Genomic DNA, 18,906 nt, shown 5'->3' with positions numbered 1-18,906 from the left:
CCCTTGGTTCTTGAGTTCTTGATCTTGAAGCTTAAACCTTCTCCGGGAAGAACTTCGCCAGGGTGGCCGCGCTCGGCTTCGGGGTGACGAGCGAGACGATCACGGTCGCCAGGGCGCTGGCGAGGAACATGCCGGTGACGGGCATCAACTGCACGGTGCGATAACCGGGGATCGGCAGGTACAGGTAATAGTCCGCATTCGCGGCGAAGTCCGCGGCATAGAACATCGCCGCCCAGGTGCCGGCCGCCGCCAGGATGCCGGCGTAGGCGCCCCACTTCGTCAGGCCCCGCCAATAGACCGCCAGGAAGATGATCGGGAACAGTGAGGCGAACCCGCTAAAGCACCAGATTCCCAGCGGGAAGACCCGCGTGCTGTCGCCCATCAGCAGGCTGAGCACGTAGGTCACGGCGACTATCAGGATGATGAACCCGCGGCTCATCACGACGGTTTGCCGGTCGGTATATTTTCCCGCGGGGGCGTAATATTCGACCAGGTCCTTGGTGAACATCGTGCCGATGCAGAGGAACTGGCTGTCCAGCGAACTCATGATCGCCGCCAGCACGCCGGCCAGCAGGAACCCGCCGAGGATCTTGCCGGACAGCTTGGAGACCATGTAGCCCAGCACCTTGTTCGCGCTGCCCTCCGGGCCGAGTTCGGCGACGGCGGCGTCGGCCGCGGCGGGGGTCATCCCCTCCGCGATCAACGCGTCCCGCTTCGCTTCGATCTGAACCTCGTCAAAGATGAACGGCGGGGGCAGGTCCACCAGCCCCGTCGTCGCCCAGGCCCCGATCAACACGCAGGGCACCCACACGATCGCGATGAACGTCGGGTGCACCACCACCGGCAGTTTGAACGTGGCGGCGCTCTTGGCGGTCAGCCAGTGTTGGAACAGGTGCGGGAACATCCCCACGCTGAACGGGATCAGCAGGTAGGTGGCGAACTGCCAGGGGTCGAGCCCCTCCCGTTTGCGGAAGACTGCGGGGGCCTCGACGGTGCCGATCAGGTCGGCGTCGTCGGAAACCTCCGCCCGCACCCGTTTGGCCCGGGGAATTTCGCTGGAGACGATCCGCAGGCTGTCGAAGAAGCCCTCGGGCGGTTCGGTCCGCAGTTCGCCCTCGTTCGGCCCGCTGGCGTATTGCACGCGGCCGGCCTCCACGGCGGACTCCGCCATTTTGGTGGCGATGATATAAAACGCCACGACGCCCAGGATCATAAACAGGCAGGTCTGGAAGGCGTTCGCCCAGGCCGTGCCCCGCATCCCGCCGGCGAAGACGTAGGTCAGCACCACGCCGCAGACGACCAGCTCCGTCAGCCAGGCGGGGATCGCGCCCTTTGTGCTTTCAAACAGCTGCGGGAAGTCGCCCGCGGTGGCGCCCTCGATCGCCTTGCCGCCGGCGATCACGCCGACCAGCAGGTACGGGATCACGAGGCCCACCAGAATCGGCACCAGCACGAGGCCGATATTGCGGCTGTCCAGCCGGTCCCGGAAGAACCCGGCCTGCGTGGTATAGCCGTATTTCTTGCCCCAACCCCAGAGCTTCACCCCCAGCACGAAGAAGCAGAGGGAGTGCACGATCCCGCTGCTGCTGGCCAGCAGGCCGTAGATGCCCACGCCGTAGGCGTAGGCCTCCCCGCTGCTGCCGACGAGGGCGAACCCGGTCATCGTGGTGCCGAACAGGCTCATCAACAGCAGGAACGGGCCGATGCTGTGCGAGGCCAGCAGGTAATCCTCGCTGGACCCGGTGAACAGCCGGCCGGCCCCCAGCCCGAGGGCCAGCAGCAACAGCAGATAGGCGACGATGATCACGACGCGCCAGATGGAGCCGGGATCGACGCCCGCCTCCGCCGCGTTCTGGGCCGCGGGGGCCGCCTGCGCCAACAGGGGAAAGACGAAGTCGGTCACGCGGGGGCTCCCTGCATCTCGTCGCCGCCGGCGTGGCGAGGGTTCGTTTTGGCTTTGGGAATCGGACGTTCGGAGACCGGCACGCGGTCCGTCCCCGGCCCCTTCGGATCGTCCGTCGGCACGGCATCGGGGATCAGGTCTTCGTCGATCGGCCAGGCCACGTTGACCGCCAGCAGCCAGACGAGGCTGGCGCCCACGGAGATGCACGCCTGATACAGCAGCGTGATCGGGATGAAGCCGAACACGAGGGAATCATTGTCCCAGAGCCACACGTCCTGGTGGAGCACCACCAGGAGGGCGACCAGCGACCAGACAAGGATTTTCACGGGCGGGGTCCGGGGCGAGGCGGCCGGGCGGGTCGCCCCCAACGGGGCGAGGCGGGCCGGGAGTGTACCGGCGCCCGCGGCGTCTCACACCCGAGCGGACCGATCCGTCACGCTACGCCGCCTGAAGGCGGTCCTCGACGGACGCACCGCAGGCATGCACCGCCGCACCAACTGCGCGAACCGGGGCGGGGCGACGCAAGCCGCGTCGCCCCGCCCCGGTTCGCGCCTCGCGCTGTCGAACTACACCCCGAAATTACGCCGCGGTGGTCGCCCGGCGGCTTTGGGGCATGTGCTGGAACATCTCGTCCAGTTCCGGCTGGAAGACGTTGCCGATCAGCACGTCCACGACGCCCATTTTATATTGCGGGAAGTCCCGCAGGAAACCGCCGATGCTGAAGCCCTCGTCGTAGAAGGCGTAGACCAGCTTGCGGAAGTTCTCCACGCCCTTCTTATATTCCGGCTGCCAGGCGCCCAGCGTCGCGGCGGACGTATCGCCGACATTGAGGGCCTTCACGGCCGCTTCGGCGCCGCGGACGCCGCTGTCCAGCGCCAGGAAAACGCCGGAGCTGTACACCGGGTCGATAAACCCGAAGGCGTCCCCGACCAGCGCCCAGCCGTTGCCGGCGCCCACGCTGCTGTAATACGTGAAGTCCTTCGTGGAAAACACGTCCCGCACGCGGGTCGCGTTCTTCAGGCGCCTGGCGATCCCGGGGGCGGTGGCGATTTCGGACTCGTACGTCTCCGTCGGGGTGGAGCGGTGCGGGCCGAACAGGTACGGCATCTCGCCGGTGCAGCCGACGGACGTAATCCCGTCGCCCAGCGGGATGTACCAGAACCAGGTTTTCTTGCCCTGCCCGTGAATGACGAGGGTGCAACCGTCGTCGCGGGGGTTGTCCGGCTGGCGGTCCGCGTTCTCCCAGTAACTCCAGATCGTGCCCTTTTTGAGGTTCGGGTCCGGCTGCATCGTGCCGAGGCGGCGGCCGATGAAGGCCGTCTGCCCGGAGGCGTCAATCAACACGTCGGACTGAATCTCTCGGGTGTAGGCCGCCTCGCCGCGGCCGAACTTCACCTTCACCCCCGCGGCCCTGGCGTCGACGTTCACCTGCCCGTCGGCGGTCAGCGGCTCGCCGTCCCACAGCACGTCAAGGACGTGGGCGTCGGTGCGGACGGTCGCGCCCAGTTCCTCGGCCCGCTCCATCAACATGCGGTCGAATTGGCCGCGCTCGACCTGCCAGGTTTGGGCGCCCTCTTTGCCGTTGGGGCGGCCCATCGCGTCCAGATCGAAGTAGAACGGGGCGCTTTCCTTGCCCATCTCGTTCACGAATTGCACCGAGTATTTTTTGACGAACCCGGTCTCGTTCATCCGGTCGAGCAACCCGAGCCGCTTGAGGCTCCAGTACGTCTCCGGAATGAGCGATTCGCCCACGTGGAACCGACCGGCCGGTTGGCGTTCCAGCAGCAGCGTCTTTTTGCCGGCCTCGGCGAGGACCGCGGCGGCGCTGCAACCGGCGGGGCCGCCGCCGATCACCACGGCGTCGTAACGCTCCGCCACCTCCGGTTGCACGCGGCCGTCGGACTCGGGGGTGGTGGTTTGGATCATGGCAGGGAGCGCAACCGCGAAGCGGGGCGAACGGTAACGGATCGACTGGGGCCGATCCCGACGCCGCATTCTACCGGGCCGTGGCAGGGGCCCAACAGGCCGGTTCGTCGACGCAATCTCCCCTCGCCCGGAGGGAGAGGGGAGAAGAGCAGGGCGAACCGCTCTCAGGCTTGGCTGATCCGTCCCCCCTCGCCCCTCTTTTAGGGGAGAGGGGTCGGGGGTGAGGGGGCAGCGACTCACGAACCCTGTTCACCGTCCGTTTGCACTCCGTTCGACCGCCGCCTCACCGCAGAGAGCGGAGGCGTGCGAACCGTGCGTCACCCTCACCCCCGGCCCCTCTCCCTCAAGGGAGACGGGAGAATGAGGAAGCGGCCGCGAGGCCGTCCCGCCGCCTCACACGGGGGCGGCGACTTCCAACAGGTCCAGCGCCGGTTTGCCGTTGGTGAAGATCGTCGCCAGCCGGCCCCAGGCCGTGTCGCCCTCGTTGATCCCCAGGTGCCGGGCGAGGCCGGGGCCGGCGGTGAGCTTCAGCAGCGCCCCGAGGTCCACTTCGCGGAGCACGTCGTGCTCGATCAGCACCCGACCCAGCGGGATCTCGCCGCCGAGGATCTCCTCGCGCGGCTCCGGGTCGAGGTACGACAGATCGAACCGCACGAAGCCGAACTGCACGACGCGTTCCTGCTCGCCGGGGCGTTCGGGCTCCCGGACGAGGGTGATCTTGCGGCAGTACTTGCCGGCGTCCCACTTCTCGTCCAGCACCCGCACCGCGACCGGCCCGCCGTGGAACCGCTCCATGGTGACGGTCATGTGGGTGTGGTGGTCCAGCAGCGTGCGGTAGGGCTCCGGCACGGCGCTGCGGGGGACGTGCTCCGCGGCGGCCAATAGGGGACCGAGGGGTGTCCCGCCCGGGGCCGCGGGCGGCTCGGGGAACAGCGCCGTCAGCGAGTCGAGTTCGGCGAGGGCGTTCACAAGCGACGGCGGGCGGAAACCGGGGACGAACTGACCGGGGGCGCGGGGGGGATTCTTGCCGCCCGACCGCCCCGGGTGCCAGTCGGCGGCGCCGATTCACTCCGGCTCGGCCGGCGCCGGGAGCCCCGGATGGGTTTGATGATAGGCCTGAATTGCTTCCCCGAGTCGCCGTAGGTTCTCCTGAACCTGCGTCCGGCGGGCGGCCTCCCGCTGCTGCTGGAGTAGGGGCGGCACGAGCGCGACGGCCACCGCCGCCCCGACGAGCAACGCTAGCGCCGCCGCGATCAGCAGCCCGATCAGCGTCCACGACCGCCGGCGACGCGGCGCCGGCGGCGTCTTTGGGTCCGAAGTCATTCCTGCCATTCGTGAACGATTCCTCCGGACGGCCCCGACAACGTTCGAGAGGCGTCCGGCGGGACGGTCGAAAATTGTCAGAACCCGCCGGTGACCGATTCCCCGCCGTCGGGGGTGGCGAGGGCCTCCAGTACGGCCGGGTCGATCGATTCGGAAATGAACTGCACCGAGCCGTCCCCCATGACGAACTGCACCCCGCCGGGCCAGGTCGCCCCGAATCCGCCGGGGACGTTCAGCCCGTCGGCGGGATCGCGGAGGTTGTCGGGATCGCCCCACGCGGCGGGGTTCCCGTTGAGCGGGTCCACGTCGCCGGCGTAAATCGTGGTGGAGATGCCGTCGGTGATGTCCCGTATCATGCCGCTATGGTCCTCGGCCAAGACCTGCACATTGCCGGCGTAGTGGGCCGGGGCCAGCCCGCCCTCCGGCGGCGCCGCCGCCGGGGAGAGGTAAACCGGAATCTGCGTTTCGTACACCGGCGCGGCGGCGGGATCGTCGAACGGAACCGACGGGTCCACCCGGCTCCACACGTCGCCGCGATCGATGTACGGCAGCATGGCGGTCATCCAAGCCATACGGGGATTGTCGGGGCTTCCCGATCCGGGGACGCGAGCGAGGTTCACGCCGTCGGGCCGCGTGTGCGGGGGAAAAGCGCCGTGGGTCGAGTGGAAGTTGTGCCCCGCCAATCCGATCTGCTTGAGATTGTTCTGATCCTGGCTTCGCCGGGCCGCCTCCCGGGCCTGCTGCACCGCGGGCAGGAGCAGGGAACCCAAGATCCCGATCACGCAGCACAGCACCGGCACGGTGCACAGGGCGACGATGCCGGCGATCATCCAGCCGCTCATCCCCTGCTTTTGGCCCGACGGCCGTCGCGTCCCCGCCGGCCGCACGGCCTGCGGGCGGTCTTGGTCGGAGCGGGGCCGCCGGGGCGGGAGGCCGCCGTTCAAGTCGTCGTCGAAGCGGTCGGCCATGGGGGGGAAGCAATCCGGGGACGCGGGGACGAACAATTCAACGGACGATTCTCGCCCGGACGCCGCCGCCGCCGCAAACCGATCCGGCGCCGCCGATCGGAGCCCCGCCAGGACCGCCGAAGCCGTCAGGGCGACGACCGCAGTTCCGAACCCGCCTCGGCCCAGCGGCGCTGCCGTTCCTGCTGCCGCTCCCACTCGACCCGGCTGAGGCCCATCAGATCCCATTCCTCCAACCGCTCCCCGCCGTCCGGCGTGCCCAGGGCCGCGAACGCCGCCGGGTCCATCTCCGCGGAGAGGTAGTTCACTGAACCATCCCCGAGCACGACCAACGCCCCCCCCATCGCTGCGGCGCCCTCGTCCGTGGAGTACTGCGGCCCCCCGAACTGCCGCGGACCGAACCCGAACCCGGCGGCCGAATCCCGCAGGTTCGTCGGGTCCGCCCAAGGATGATAGAACCCCGCGACCTGCCCGACGAGCAGCGTCTGCGTCGTGCCGTCCCGGAACTGCCGCAGTTCTCCCGCTCCGCCCTCGCCCAGCACGTGCACGTTGCCGGCGAGGTGGCTCAGCCCGAACCCGCCCGCCGCGGCGTGGCTCTCGTAATGCTCGTGCGGGTTGAGGAATTCATTGACCTCCGTCCCCACGACCGCGGCGTTCGCCGGGTGATCGTAGGGCTGCGTGAGGTCGTAGGCCCGCCATTCCTCCCGCCGATCGACGTACGGCAGCAACACGGTTTGCCACGACGGCACGGGGTTCCCGGCCCCGGCGACCTCCGCCGCCAACGCGGGGGTGGGAAACGCACGATCGTGGGCCGTATGAAAGTTAATCAGCGCCAGGCCGGTTTGTTTGTAACGGTTTTGAACCACGCTGTAGTGGCCGCCGCGATCTTGCTCAAGCGAGGGCAGAATCAGCGAGATCGACAGCCCCAACGCCGCCGCCGCGAGGAGCCAGCGCCCCCACCGCGGAGCGGCGGCGAGTTCTTCCGGCGTGGTCTCAAAACTCGGCATCGATCGCCTCCCCCCCGTCCGGCGTGCCGAGGGCGGCGAGGACGGCGGGGTCCATGTCCGGGTTGAAGTTCGTCACCCGACCGTCGCAGAAACCGACCACGCCCCCCCCGGGGCCGTTCGCCCCGAAGCCGGTCGGGCCGTTCGTCGGGGCCGCGGCGGACCGCAAATTGTCCGGGTCGCCCCAGGCGGTCGGGGCACCGGTGGCGGCGTTTACCTCGGCGAGCATGATCGTCTGCGTGAGGCCGTCCGCCTGCCCGATGGCGTCGAGCGTCAGACCCGGCACGAACACCAGTTCGTTCCCCGCATAGTGGGCCGGGGCGAGGCCGCTGGGCAGCGGGGCGTCCCCGACGAACGGCGAGGTATAGGAGCGCACGACCTTCGAGAACACCGCCGCGTTCGCCGGGGCGTCGAACGGTTTTTGAAAGTCGATGCGGCTGTGCAGGGCCCGCTCGTCCATCTGCGGCAGGATCGCCGTCATCCAGGCGACCGGCGGGGCATCCAGTGCCGCGTCCCCTCCGTACGGGGGGAAGGCGTCGTGCCCCATGTGATAGTTCGTCACCGCCAAGGCTTGGTGCTTGGCATCGTTTTGCGAGTCGATCGTCCGGTGCGGCCTTCGGCTGTTCTCCGCCACCAACGCCCACGCCCCGATCGCCCCGGCCAAACCTGCCGCGAAGACCCAGGCGAGTTCCTGAGAGACCGTCCACGACGGCTTCTGCGGCGGGTCGGCGGACGGTGCGCTCATCGGCTCACGTGTAACGCACCCGCTTAAACTGCTCCTCGAAATACTCGGGCAGCAGGCTGTCGGTTTGCAGCAGGCCCTTGCGGGTCAGGACGATCTCGTCGCCCTCGACGTTCAGATAGCCCGCGGCGGTTTGATTCTTCAGGGGTTCGGCGAACTCTTCTCGCAGGTCCACGCCGAATTTTTCGCGGAACGGCCGGACGTGGACGCGGCCCTCCTTCAATTGCAGCACGAACTCGCGGATGAGCTGCTGATGCTTGGACGGCACCAGCGCCCGGTTGATCGGCCAGTCGCCGGCGGCGACGGCGGCCTGATAATCGTCGATCTTATCCAGGTTCTGATAATGCACCCCCTGGAAGTGCCCGAAGCTGCTCACGCCGGTCGCCAGCAGGTCGGCGCCGCGCCACAGACTGTCCCGGTAGACGAAACGATCGTTTTCTCGGCTCTTGACGAACTCGTTGCCGGAGGACGGCACGTAGCCGTAGCCGGCGAGGAAATCGATCGTTTCGTCCATCCAGCGGCGCTTGGTGTCCCAGTCCGCGATGGGGCTGTCGACGCCCAGCTCTTTAATCTCCTTGGAGATAATCGTGTTGTGCGGCAACTCCATCTGATAGACGGTCACGTTGTCCGGCTCGAGCTTGGCGGCCTCCTCCAAGTTCCGCTGCCAGTTCTCGTCCGTTTCCCCGATCATCCCGGCGATCAAGTCGATATTCACCTGCGGGAAGTCGGCCGCTTTGATCCACTCCCACGCCTGATAAACCTCCGGCGTAAGGTGGGCCCGGCCGTTGACCTCCAGGATTGTGTCGTCGAAGTTTTCGATCCCCAGCGACAGGCGGGTGACGCCGATCTCCTTGAGGGTCTGGACTTTTTCCTCGTTGAGCGTGCCGGGTTCGCACTCGAAGGTGACCTCGCGGGCGGTCTCCCAGTTCAGGTGCGTTTGCAGCTTGTCCCGCATGCTGCGGAGCTGTTTGCTGCTCAAATAGCTGGGCGTCCCGCCGCCGAAGTAGGCGAACTCCAGCTCCCGGCCCTGCACGCCGGGCGTGTTTTCTAGCTTGGCGAACTCCGCTTCGAGGCTGTCCACGTAGCCCCGCACGGTTTTGGCGTTCTGTTGCGTATAGACGCGGAAATAGCAGAACTTACAGCGCTTCCGGCAGAAGGGGATGTGGATATACAACCCCAGCGGGATCGACGGGTCGATCGCCCCGCTCGGGGGCTTGCCGTTCAGGGCGTCCAGCGCCGCGGGCACGGCCTCCTTCGTCCACTGGGAAAACGGCGGGTAGTTCGAGACGAAGTAGCTGCCGACCTCCGTGGAGCCCTTGGCCTGGGTGGTGGTCGTCGAACCGTTCGAGTCGCAGCCGTCGCCGGTCGACTTCGCCTCTGCGGCGGAGTCGACGACGGGCAGGCGGTTCGGCAGCGCCTGGTCGGCGGCGTCAGCGTCGGCGGGGGCGAGATCGGGCATGACAATCAGCGTGGGGAGGTCGGTTCTCCATTGTAGCGGATCGGCCAGCGCCGACGCGTGGGGGACCGCCGGAACCCCCCGCACGCCGTCAGGCCGACGCCCCTCGCCCTCCGTCCCTCGCCCTACGACCCCCGGGCCGCCTCACTCCGAGGCGATCAGCAGGAAGCCGATCATCATCTCTTCCCAGCTTTGCTCGCCCCAGCGGACGGCGACGGTCGGGTCCGGGTTGCGGGGGTTGCCGGCGCTGTTGTCGAAGGTCGCCGTGCAGGTGATCGTGGAGCCCTTCTTCACCCGCAGCGGCTCGGCGAGGTCGTAGCGGAGCTGCCAGTTGAAGTCGTACTCCGGCACGTTCAGTAGGGTCTTCGTCTCGCCGTCGGGCGTCGTCAGGTCGTAGCGAAAACTGGCGCCGCGGAAGTGCATGTGCGGGGTGAGGGCCAGCAGGGTGAAGTCGCCGGGGGCCTTGCGGGAGGCCGTCACTTCGTGGGACTTCGCCCCGGGAGGGATCTCGAAGCGGTGGGTCATCACGGCCTCGCTGCGGACCAGCGTGAGGCTCTCCTCCCCGCCGAACTCCGCGGGGTCGAGGAACTTTAACCCGACGTGCGACAGGTCCGTCGCCGGCCGGCCGTTGGCGGTGTAGTGCATTTCGAACAGGAACTGCGAACCGGCTTTGATCTTGAACGCCTGACCGGGCTTGAGCTGCATCGGCGGCAGGCCGGGGGCGTAGCCGATCAGGGCGTCGCCGGCGTTGATCTTCTTGTTGGCGTCCGGCGGGATCACCCGCACGATGATGTGATGCACCACCGCCGGGTTGCCCGGCCGGGGCTCCGCGGCGACGACGTATTTGTCTTCGGTGAAGCCCGGGTCGACGCGGAGGTAGCGGTAATCGATCACCCCCTCGGCCGGCACCTGGGCGGGCTCGTCGGCCATGGCGAAGACGGCGTCGGGCTCGCCGATCCGCCAACCCTCGGCGAACGTCGGCGGGGCCGGGGCGGCGTCGGCGTCGCCCTCGGGGCAGCCGGCCTTCACCCAGGTCAGCAGCGTTTCCTTCTCCGCGGCGGAGAGGCGGGCGTCGTTGCTGAACTCCCCGTGGGCCGGGTCGGCGGGCCAGGGCGGCATGCGGTCCTCTTTGACGACCTCGGCCAGCATCGGCCCCCAGCCGGCGGCTTCCTCGTAGTCCAGCAGGGCGAAGGGCGCCGCCTCGCCGGGGCGGTGGCAGGGGGCGCACTTGTCGAAGATCACCGCCGCGGCGCCGGGAGCCCCGTCCGGACCGCTCGCCCAGGTGACGGCGGCGTTCGGATCGACCTCGCGGGCGCGGCCGATCTTGCAGCCGACGACCTCCGTCGCCGGCTCCGCGACCGGTTCGCCCTTCAGCACGCTGGCCAATGCGAGGCCGAAATCATCCCGCGACGCGGACGCCTTCGCGGTGCCCACGCCGTACTGATCGTCGATCCGCCCGCGATACCGCAGCGTGCGGCCGTCTTTCCCCGACGGACCGAAGATCAGCACCTCCGGCGTGCGTTCGGCCTTCAGCGCGTCGGCCAGCGTGTTACCGGGGTCTTTGAGGACCGGCACGCCGGCTTTGTCGAACTCGTGCCGGGTGCGAAACTCGGCGAGGTCGCTCAGCGAGTCCTGCCGGTTGGCGTCGACCAGCACGAGCCGCACGCCGTCCTTCCGACCCTCCTCCGCGACGGCCCGCAGCCGGGGGGCCGTGATCTGCACCAGCGGGCACTCGGTTCCCACGAACACGATCACCGCGGCCCGGGCCGGTTCGCCGCTCTCGTCGGCGAGCGCCGCGCCCAGCGTGGTGCGGGCCCCGTGCACGTCCCGCAGTTCGGCGTCCGCGGGGAAGGGGACGGGCGTCAGGGCGACGTCGCCCGCGGCGAGGGCGGCGAACAGGAGCGGGGCGACGAACATGCAGCGTCCGGTGCGAAGAGGGAAGGGGCCGTCGGCGGCCATCTTACGCAAAGCGGCCGGGGCTCCCGAAGGAACCCCGGCCGCGGTGCGAACGTTTCGCCGAACCGCTCGGTTCAGCTCGGTTCAGCTCGGTTCAGCTCGGTTCAGCTCGGTTCAGTTCAGTTCCGTCGGCGTTCAGCCTTCCAGCAGCGGGCCGTCTTCGGTGAGGGTCGGCTTCTGCACGGTCACGTTGCGGAACCAGACGGAGTTGCCGTGGTCCTGCAGCACGATGCGGGTCTTCTCATTCTTGGCGAGCGGCTGGGCGAACTCGTTCCACCCCTTGAACTTGCTGTTGGCGACGGCTTCCTTGAACTCGGGGGAGTCCAGCCGCACGTCGACCACCTTCACGCCGTTGAGGTAGTGGCGGATGCGGGCGCCGGTCTTCACAATCCGGCCGCTGTTCCACTCGCCAACGGCCTTCATCGGCTTGGGGGTGTGCGGGCAGGGGACGGCGCCGGTCGCGGGGCAGGTTTTATGCACCTGCGGCGCGTACAGGGCGTACAGGGCGGCGGCGCTGGTCTTGGGGTTCTTGCCGTCGCCGTGCTTGGAGTCGTCGAGGATCTGATACTCGGGGCCGGTCTTGTAGGCCGGCTCGCCCTTCTTGGGGACCACGCCGTAGATCACGCCGCTGTTAGCGCCCTCGGCGACCTTGAACTCGAACCGCAGGTCGAAGTCGCCGAAGGTCTGCTTGGTCTGGATGTCCCCGCCGCTGCCCTGGCCCTCGTTGCCGAGGAAGTGCAGGGCGTCGTCTTCGACGACCCACTTGGAGCCGATCTCCCCGCCGGTGTACTTCTCCCAGGCGTCGGTGGAGGAGCCGTCGAACAGGACCGTGGCGCCGGAGGACGCCTTTTCTTCGTGGTGATCGGGGGCGGCGAGCAGCAGGGCCGGGGCGACCAGGGCCGCGGCGAGCGTCGGGGCGAGCATGGAACAGGCGGGGTGAAAGGGGGCGGGAACCCCGAACGACGGGGCGATCGACAAACTCTAATGGGAGTCCGGGGCATGTTGTACCGATCGCGGAAGCTCGTCAGGGTGGGGCGTTCGCCCCTTTTCGCCCCGATTCGCTCCCGAGGCCCCGATGCGTTTCGTGCTCAGCTCCCGCGGGGTCGCGGTCTTCGCCCTCGCTCTGCTCTGGCTCGCCGCCGCCCGCCCGGCTCCCGCGGAGGACGCCCCGGCGAAGGCCCCGGCCCGGCCGGACGTGCTGTTCATCGCGGTGGACGATCTGAACGACTGGATCGGCTGCCTGACGAACGACCGCAGCCCGCTGGCCGGCGGGCACCCGGACACGCACACGCCGCACCTCGACCGCCTCGCCGCCCGCGGCACGCTGTTCACCAATGCCCATTGCGCCGCCCCGGCCTGCAATCCCAGCCGGCTGGCGGTGATGACCGGCCTGCGGCCCACCACGACCGGGCTGTACGTGAACGATCAGGACTGGTACGCCGCTTCGCAGGACGTGCCGGTTCTCACCGAGACCTTCAAGAACGCCGGCTATCGGGTGCGGGCCGGCGGCAAGTTGTTCCACGGCGGCAACCCGGGCTTGAAGGACGAACGCTTCTGGCACGAATACCTCCCCCTCCCCGGCTTCCCCGTGCCGCACGAGGCGAAGGGGGGCACCGCCAACGGACTGGGCCGCGGTCATTTCGACTGGGCCCCGTTGGAGGTCGGCGATGAGGCGATGGGCGACACCCAACTCGTCGATTGGGCGACCGGCGTAATCAAAGACGACCCGGCCGGCGACGCCCCGCGGTTCACCGCCGTCGGGCTGTATCGCCCGCATCTGCCGTGGTTCGTCCCGCAGAAATACTTCGACGCCGTCCCCGAGAACCCGACGTTGCCCGCCGCGCCGAAGGACGATCTGAGCGACCTGCCGCCCGCCGGCGTGCGGATGGCGAAGCCGGACGGCGACCACGCCGCCGTCACTCAGGCTGACCAGTGGGGCGCCGCGGTGCGGGCGTACCTCGCGAACATCCGCTACGCCGACGGGCAGGTCGGCCGGCTGCTGGACGCCTTGGACGCCTCCGGCCGGGCGGACAACACGATCATCGTGCTGTGGGGCGACCACGGCTGGCACCTCGGCGAGAAGGAGCACTGGCGGAAGTTCACCCTCTGGGAGCGGGCCACCCGGGTGCCGCTGATGATCGTCGCCCCCGGCGTGACCGACGCGGGAACGCGGTGCGACGCCCCGGTCGAACTGACGAGCCTGTTCCCCACGCTGTGCGACCTGTGCGGCGTCGCCCCTGCCGGAGAGTTCGACGCCCCCAGCCTGCGGCCTCTGTTGGAGGACCCGGACGCCGCGTGGGAGCACGTCGCGGTCACCACCCACGGCCGCGGCAACACCAGCGTGCGGGGGCCGCGGTTCCGCCTGATCCACTACAAAGACGGCGGCGAAGAACTGTACGACCACGCCGCCGACCCCGGCGAATACCGCAACCTGCTGACGCACGCCGACCGTCCGCCCGCCTTCGGCCCGCTGCAAAAACGCCTGCCGACCGACTACGCCCCGAACGCCCCCTCAGACAAAGACCGCCCGAAACGCCGCCCGCAGGGCCGGTGAGGGTTCCGTCTCCCCTCGCCGCCCTTTTCGGGGAGAGGGGGGAAGAGCGAGGCGAACCAATCTCAGGCTTGGCTGACCTGTGCCCCCCTCGCCCCCCTTTGGGGGAGAGGGGTCGGGGGTGAGGGGGCGGCGACTCCCGAACCCTGTTCACCGTCCGCCGGCTCGTCCGTCGTCCGGTGCGTCACTGCGAAGAGCGGGGACCGGCGAACCACGCCTCACCCTCACCCCCGGCCCCTCTCCCTCGAGGGAGAGGGGGGAAGAGCGAGCCGACCGACGCTCAAACTCCCGCTCTCGCGTCCCCCCTCGCCCCCTTTTGGGGGAGAGGGGTCGGGGGTGAGGGGGCAGTGATGCCCGATCGCCGTTCACGGTCCGCCTGCTCGCCCGTCGACCGGTTCGTCACCGCAGAGAGCGGGGACGTAGGAACCGTGCCTCACCCTCACCCCCGGCCCCTCTCCCTGAGGGAGAGGGGAGAAAAACCGCGTCAGCGGGGCGTCGTCCCGTTCGTTTCCTCAGTCTCCTCCGCCGGGGGAGTCCAGACCTCCGGGTCCACGCCGCCGTCCGGGCCGGACCGCAGGATTAACACCTGACCGGAGGACAACTCCAACGTCGGCCCGGACGCGGCGTCGGCGTTCTCGCCCTCGGTCCCCGTCGCGGCGGACGGCGGGGCGGGGTTCAACACGACCTTCACGGCGCCGGGGGAGCAGCTTTTATGCGTCTGCACGTAGCGCGGGGGGAGCGTATATTCTCGATCCCCCACTCGATACGTCTGCGGCGCCCCGGTGCGGTTCTCGACTTCGAATTGCACGGCGGCGCTCGCCGGCAGGGCGAACAGCTGCACGGAGAAATACCGGCCGCTTTCCGCGTCGTGCACCACGCCGACGCCGGTCTCGGTCACGTCCTCGGCGAGCAGGTTGGCCCGGTGGCCGGGGGAATTAATCCAGCCGGTGACGGATTCGTTCGCCAGCTTCTCCGCTTTGAAGCCGAAGGTGTCGAAGTGGTAGGCGAGGTTCTCCCGCACGGTGCAGTAGTCGTAGCCGGCCGCCGTGACCCGCTCCGACGGCTTGGTCCCGCCGGCCCGGTGCCCGAACACGCCCTGCTGCGCGAGATACGCCCCGAACTTCTCCGCCGCCTCCGCGAGCGTTTCGTCGCGGGTCACGGGCTTTAAATCGTTCTTCTTGCGGAACTCGTTGGTGAGGTCGATGATAATTTTCTCCGCCTGTTCCAGATCGGCCCGGTCCGCGGTGCGGCGTTCCCCGCCGGTGGGGGGGAGTTTGATCGTGCCGTGCTCGTCCGCCGGCTCCGCCGTGGTTTCAGCCGGGGCGTCCGCGGGCGCCGGCGGGGCGGCGGGGGGGACGACGGCGTCCTGAAATAGCAGTCCCGGCGTCAACAGGGCGGCGAGCAGCGGGGCGGTCGGAGCGAGCGGCATGACACGACGGGGGCGAAGCGGGGCGGACGGCCCAGTATGAACCCCCGCCGCCGGGCCTCCATCGGGTCGATCCCCAGCGACGCCCCCGCATCGAACCGGGATTGCGTCCGCGAACCGAACCTTGAGCCAAAGGCCCGCCGCGGCCCGAAAGGGACCGGATTCGCGTGCGCAAAATCAGGGCGCGAAGTGTTCTTGACGGCCGCGCACCGGCGGACCTACACCCCCTGCCGCTCTCCAAAGCACCCTGTTTCAATCCGTTCACGCCCGAGGCCGCACGCCTCGCGGACGTTCGCCGCGGCGATCCATTCGCGCCCGGTTCCCGATTCGTTCCCGCTGTTCGCAGCGGGACGGTCGGGGGTCGAGCCCCGGGTCCCCGCCGCATCGTCCGCGGCCCGCCGCGCCTCCCGGCCGGAGTCTGCTCCGATGCCCACCGTCGCCCGCTCGCTGACGACCGCCCTGTTGTCCGGGGCGGCCCTCTGCGCCGCTCCGCACGCGTTCGCCCAGCAGTACGCCGTCCCCGCCGGGGAGGCGATCGTGCTGGATGGCGGTGCAGGGGGCGGCGGGCACGTCGATCCTCAGATGCACACCGCGTACCGAACCGCTTCCGCCGGCGGAGATTTCGTCGGCGGCCCGATGGGCGGTCCCGTAATGGGCGGCCCCGGGGCGGGCTATCCCATGACCGGCGGGGAGATGGTCGCGGAGTCCTATCCGGTGATGCGATCCACCCAATACCCGTCGCCCGGCGGCGGGGGGTACGTCTTCGACGACCCCACCTACGCCGGCCCGATCGTCTCCGACAGCGTCTGCGACGGAGCTTGCGACGTCGGCTGCGACGCCGGCAGCCCCTACGGCCGGGTGATCTACGACTCCGGCGTGAGCGGCGGGTACGGCGGCGGCTACGGCGCCGGGCTGTACAACGACGTCTGCGGCTCCTGCGGAACCACGGGCTGCACGCCCGCCACCTGTGACCCGACCTGCGAGGGCGATCTGGCCTGCGGCGGGCCGGTGGTGTGCAATAAGTTCGGCCGGTGCGGCAAGTTCTACACGAACGCCACCGCCAAGCAGGCCTGCGGCCTCAGCGCCGGGTACGCCTTCCTCTTCCTCCGCCCCCACCAGGGCGACGCCACCGCCGCGGTCACCCGCACCCCCACCGGCCAGGGCGTCGCCAGCATGCGGCAGGACTTCGACTTCGATCTGGCCTCCGGCTCCCGCATCTATGCGGAGCTGATCCGCCCGGACGCCGTCGGTTTGCGGGTGACCTGGAGCGGGCTGGAAGCGGATTCCGACCGCCAGGAGTTCGCCGGCACGACCGTGAACGCCGCCCCCGGCGTGACCAGCGCCGCGATCCCGGCGCTGTTCGCCCTGGACACCAACTCCCCCTCCGGCGTGGTGACGGCCGGCGCCGGCAACGTGCTGATGACGGAGAGCGAAGTGCAGTTCTCGAACTTCGACGTCGACGCCACCCGCCGCCTGCGGGCCGGCAACTGGCTGCTGAACACCGGCGGCGGCCTGCGGTTCGCCCGGCTGGATCAGGAATACTCCGCCACGGTGGTCGGCCGGAACGCCGGCGAGGCTAGCAGCTCCATGGCGTTCCACGGCGCCGGCCTGACCGGCTTCGCCGAGGCCCGCCGCCCGATCGGCAACAGCGGCTTCGCCTTCGTCAGCGCCGGCCGCATCTCGCTGCTGGCCGGCGAGAACGAAACCGACGCCCGCGTCAGCCAGGGCGGCCAGGTCCTCACCGGCTCCTCCACCCGCAACGACTTCGTGCCGACCGGCGAGTTGCAGGTCGGCGGCGAATGGAGCGCCTGGGTGAACCCCAACACGCTGTTCTTCACCCAGTTGGCCTACGAGGGCCACGTCTGGGGCGGCGTGGGCAGCCCCGGTTCGGCGGAGGGCAACGTCGGCTTCACCGGCTTCAACCTCACGCTGGGTCTGGAGTGGTAAGCCGCTGCGGCGGAGCCCGAACGCACGCCGCCCCGGCGGTCCCGCGAGTTTCGCGGGACCGCCGGGGCGTTTGCGTGGTGGGTTCCGCAGGCAACGCGTCCCCCCTCGCCCCCTTTTGGGGGAGAGGGGCCGGGGGTGAGGGGGCAGTGACCCCCGCATGCCGCTGACGGTCCGTCTGCTCGTGCATCGCCGGGTTCGTCACCGCAGAGAGCGGAGACGTAGGAACCGTGCGCCACCCTCACCCCCGACCCCTCTCCCTCAAGGGAGAGGGGGGAAGTAGGGCGACGCCCTGCCGGTTCCTCAGCGCCAGGCGCGGACGCGGTACACGCCGCCGGGGCCGCGGGCGATGGCGTCGGCGGTGAGCCGCATCGGACGGCTCGGGGTGCAGGTGTTGGGCGTGCCGCCGGAGGACCAGCCGACGCCCTCGAAGGCGCCGATCGTGCCGCCGACGTGCCCGCGGATGCCGCGGGAGGCCATCATGTTCGCCTCCTGCTGGGCCCGGGCCTGATCGCTGCCGCCGACCATTGAACCCTGCTGCGGCGCCGGCGCCGAGTACTGAGTCGGCGTGACGTAGCGGTTCGGGGCCGCGTACTGCACGCCGCCGGCCTGCTGGATGCCGCCGGCCTGTTGAATGCCGTACTGCGGGGCGGCGTAGCGCGTCGGCTGCTGAACGCGGACCGGTTGCTGGATGCGAGCCGTGGACTGAGCCTGCGGCGTCACGAGGCGCTCGCCGGGGTTCAGCACAACGCCTTGCGGCAACTGGGCGGAGGCGATCGGGGCCGCGACGAGAGCCGCGGCGAGGCCGAGGGCGGAACCGAGGAGGGGGCGAATCGTCATGTCTCTCCGGGGTCTTGGGAAGGTACGCGGAAAGCGCTCCGGCCTTTGAGAACCGGGATGTGCGTACCTGGGAGATGCCGGGGGGCGGGCCGCGAGTCGCACTTCCGTCGGACTTGCGGACGCCGCTCCGGCGGCGAAGCGGGGGACGGTACGTGCCCCGCAACCTCATCGCAACCGATGGAACTGCCCCACTCTGTCAATCCCGAAAAATCGCCCCAGCCTTCCTGCTTCCGCCCACCGGTTTCTCACCTCATCTACGCAGGGTCTCCGCGGCCGCCCTCGCCGCCTCCCACTCCCGCTCCGTGACGACCCCGAGCTGGCGTTCCATCACCCACCGCCAGCCGTCCGGGCCGCGGACCAGCAGGGCCTCGAACCGCACGAACGCCGGCTCGCCCGTCGCCCCGGGAGCATGGGAGACGTATCGGAACAGCCCCGTCTCGTGGGCGGTCGTGGGGCCGTGCAGGCGTTGGGTGAAGCGAAACGACACCTCCGCGACCGTTTCGCCGGCTTTCGTCTCCTCGAAGCCGGGGTTCCACTTCTCCAACTGCTCCGCGATCGGGGCGACCGTGCCCTTCACGTCGCTGACGAACACGGCGTCCGGGTGGTAGAGGGCTGTGTAGCCGGCGGCGTCCCCATTGCGGACCGTGCGGGCGGCCTCGGCCCAGAACGCGTCGAGTTCGGCGGCGGTCCGGGCGGCCGACACATCAACGGCGGGTTCCGTCGGCGGGGCGGCCAGCAAACCGGCGAGCAGCAGCGGGGGCAGGACGGCGAGCATCGGGGCGATCCGGGCACGGGGTGAAAGCGGCGTCTCCGGATTGGACCTGCGCCCCGGTACGATGCAACCCGCCCCGCTCCCCCCAACGCCCCCGG

General features: G+C 69.5%; 16 protein-coding genes. 2 read left to right on the top strand and 14 right to left on the bottom strand.

The window, feature by feature from the left end; translation table 11 throughout:
* Positions 1 to 31: 31 nt before the first annotated feature.
* From CA12_RS07395 to CA12_RS07345, 11 genes are all read right to left on the bottom strand, one after another.
* Positions 32 to 1,819, bottom strand: a complete 1,788-nt coding sequence (locus CA12_RS07395; RefSeq protein WP_145361365.1) for a sodium:solute symporter family protein — start codon at positions 1,817 to 1,819, stop codon at positions 32 to 34.
* 80 nt (positions 1,820 to 1,899) lie between these two features.
* Positions 1,900 to 2,229 carry a DUF3311 domain-containing protein gene (locus CA12_RS07390; RefSeq protein ID WP_145358217.1) on the bottom strand — a complete coding sequence of 110 codons (330 nt, stop codon included), beginning with the start codon at positions 2,227 to 2,229 and terminating at the stop codon, positions 1,900 to 1,902.
* A 253-nt stretch (positions 2,230 to 2,482) separates the two neighbouring features.
* Positions 2,483 to 3,829, bottom strand: a complete 1,347-nt coding sequence (locus CA12_RS07385) for an NAD(P)/FAD-dependent oxidoreductase (RefSeq protein WP_145358215.1) — start codon at positions 3,827 to 3,829, stop codon at positions 2,483 to 2,485.
* A gap of 393 nt (positions 3,830 to 4,222) precedes the next feature.
* Positions 4,223 to 4,798, bottom strand: a complete 576-nt coding sequence (locus CA12_RS07380) for a hypothetical protein (RefSeq protein ID WP_145358213.1) — start codon at positions 4,796 to 4,798, stop codon at positions 4,223 to 4,225.
* Between the two features lie 96 nt (positions 4,799 to 4,894).
* On the bottom strand, positions 4,895 to 5,152 hold the full coding sequence (locus CA12_RS07375; protein ID WP_165700609.1) for a DUF1559 family PulG-like putative transporter: 258 nt from the start codon (positions 5,150 to 5,152) through the stop codon (positions 4,895 to 4,897).
* A 77-nt stretch (positions 5,153 to 5,229) separates the two neighbouring features.
* Positions 5,230 to 6,120, bottom strand: a complete 891-nt coding sequence (locus tag CA12_RS07370; protein ID WP_165700608.1) for a DUF1559 domain-containing protein — start codon at positions 6,118 to 6,120, stop codon at positions 5,230 to 5,232.
* Between the two features lie 125 nt (positions 6,121 to 6,245).
* Positions 6,246 to 7,124 carry a DUF1559 family PulG-like putative transporter gene (locus CA12_RS07365; RefSeq protein ID WP_145358209.1) on the bottom strand — a complete coding sequence of 293 codons (879 nt, stop codon included), beginning with the start codon at positions 7,122 to 7,124 and terminating at the stop codon, positions 6,246 to 6,248.
* Positions 7,111 to 7,866, bottom strand: a complete 756-nt coding sequence (locus tag CA12_RS07360; protein WP_145358208.1) for a DUF1559 family PulG-like putative transporter — start codon at positions 7,864 to 7,866, stop codon at positions 7,111 to 7,113. Before CA12_RS07360 ends, CA12_RS07365 begins: the two co-directional genes overlap by 14 nt.
* A 4-nt stretch (positions 7,867 to 7,870) precedes the next feature.
* Positions 7,871 to 9,322 (bottom strand): coproporphyrinogen-III oxidase family protein, encoded by a 1,452-nt coding sequence (locus CA12_RS07355; protein WP_145358207.1) that lies wholly within the window; start codon positions 9,320 to 9,322, stop codon positions 7,871 to 7,873.
* A gap of 141 nt (positions 9,323 to 9,463) precedes the next feature.
* Complete coding sequence (locus CA12_RS07350; protein WP_165700607.1) at positions 9,464 to 11,236, bottom strand: redoxin domain-containing protein; 1,773 nt, start codon at positions 11,234 to 11,236, stop codon at positions 9,464 to 9,466.
* Positions 11,237 to 11,410: 174 nt separating this feature from the next.
* Positions 11,411 to 12,199 (bottom strand): 3-keto-disaccharide hydrolase, encoded by a 789-nt coding sequence (locus CA12_RS07345; protein ID WP_145358205.1) that lies wholly within the window; start codon positions 12,197 to 12,199, stop codon positions 11,411 to 11,413.
* A 160-nt stretch (positions 12,200 to 12,359) separates the two neighbouring features.
* Here CA12_RS07345 and CA12_RS07340 point away from each other — a divergent pair, with 160 nt between their 5' ends.
* A complete protein-coding gene (locus CA12_RS07340; protein WP_242688150.1) occupies positions 12,360 to 13,829 on the top strand; it encodes a sulfatase in 1,470 nt (489 codons plus the stop codon).
* Positions 13,830 to 14,310: 481 nt separating this feature from the next.
* Here CA12_RS07340 and CA12_RS07335 read toward each other — a convergent pair whose 3' ends face one another.
* Complete coding sequence (locus CA12_RS07335) at positions 14,311 to 15,255, bottom strand: CAP domain-containing protein (protein WP_145358203.1); 945 nt, start codon at positions 15,253 to 15,255, stop codon at positions 14,311 to 14,313.
* A gap of 423 nt (positions 15,256 to 15,678) precedes the next feature.
* On the opposite strand from CA12_RS07335, the gene CA12_RS07330 reads away from it, so the two are divergent.
* Entirely contained in the window at positions 15,679 to 17,199 is a 1,521-nt protein-coding gene (locus CA12_RS07330) for an Lpg1974 family pore-forming outer membrane protein (protein ID WP_145358201.1), read from the top strand.
* Between the two features lie 300 nt (positions 17,200 to 17,499).
* Here the strand turns inward: CA12_RS07330 and CA12_RS07325 are convergent, their stop codons facing one another.
* Positions 17,500 to 18,036: a hypothetical protein gene (locus CA12_RS07325; protein WP_145358200.1), complete on the bottom strand. Its 537-nt coding sequence runs from the start codon at positions 18,034 to 18,036 to the stop codon at positions 17,500 to 17,502.
* A 250-nt stretch (positions 18,037 to 18,286) separates the two neighbouring features.
* Entirely contained in the window at positions 18,287 to 18,811 is a 525-nt protein-coding gene (locus CA12_RS07320; protein WP_145358199.1) for a nuclear transport factor 2 family protein, read from the bottom strand.
* Positions 18,812 to 18,906 lie beyond the last annotated feature (95 nt).

The organism is Alienimonas californiensis (assembly GCF_007743815.1).
GTDB classification, from domain to species: domain Bacteria; phylum Planctomycetota; class Planctomycetia; order Planctomycetales; family Planctomycetaceae; genus Alienimonas; species Alienimonas californiensis.
This window is presented reverse-complemented; position numbering and strand designations above follow the sequence as displayed.

Bases quoted from the DNA above. Each gene is read 5' to 3' on its own strand.
- CA12_RS07375 (WP_165700609.1), bottom strand. From the start codon at position 5,152: ATGACTTCGGACCCAAAGACGCCGCCGGCGCCGCGTCGCCGGCGGTCG.
- CA12_RS07355 (WP_145358207.1), bottom strand. From the start codon at position 9,322: ATGCCCGATCTCGCCCCCGCCGACGCTGACGCCGCCGACCAGGCGCTG.
- CA12_RS07350 (WP_165700607.1), bottom strand. From the start codon at position 11,236: ATGTTCGTCGCCCCGCTCCTGTTCGCCGCCCTCGCCGCGGGCGACGTC.
- CA12_RS07345 (WP_145358205.1), bottom strand. From the start codon at position 12,199: ATGCTCGCCCCGACGCTCGCCGCGGCCCTGGTCGCCCCGGCCCTGCTG.
- CA12_RS07360 (WP_145358208.1), bottom strand. From the start codon at position 7,866: ATGAGCGCACCGTCCGCCGACCCGCCGCAGAAGCCGTCGTGGACGGTC.
- CA12_RS07335 (WP_145358203.1), bottom strand. From the start codon at position 15,255: ATGCCGCTCGCTCCGACCGCCCCGCTGCTCGCCGCCCTGTTGACGCCG.
- CA12_RS07325 (WP_145358200.1), bottom strand. From the start codon at position 18,036: ATGACGATTCGCCCCCTCCTCGGTTCCGCCCTCGGCCTCGCCGCGGCT.
- CA12_RS07330 (WP_145358201.1), top strand. From the start codon at position 15,679: ATGCCCACCGTCGCCCGCTCGCTGACGACCGCCCTGTTGTCCGGGGCG.
- CA12_RS07365 (WP_145358209.1), bottom strand. From the start codon at position 7,124: ATGCCGAGTTTTGAGACCACGCCGGAAGAACTCGCCGCCGCTCCGCGG.
- CA12_RS07385 (WP_145358215.1), bottom strand. From the start codon at position 3,829: ATGATCCAAACCACCACCCCCGAGTCCGACGGCCGCGTGCAACCGGAG.
- CA12_RS07320 (WP_145358199.1), bottom strand. From the start codon at position 18,811: ATGCTCGCCGTCCTGCCCCCGCTGCTGCTCGCCGGTTTGCTGGCCGCC.
- CA12_RS07370 (WP_165700608.1), bottom strand. From the start codon at position 6,120: ATGGCCGACCGCTTCGACGACGACTTGAACGGCGGCCTCCCGCCCCGG.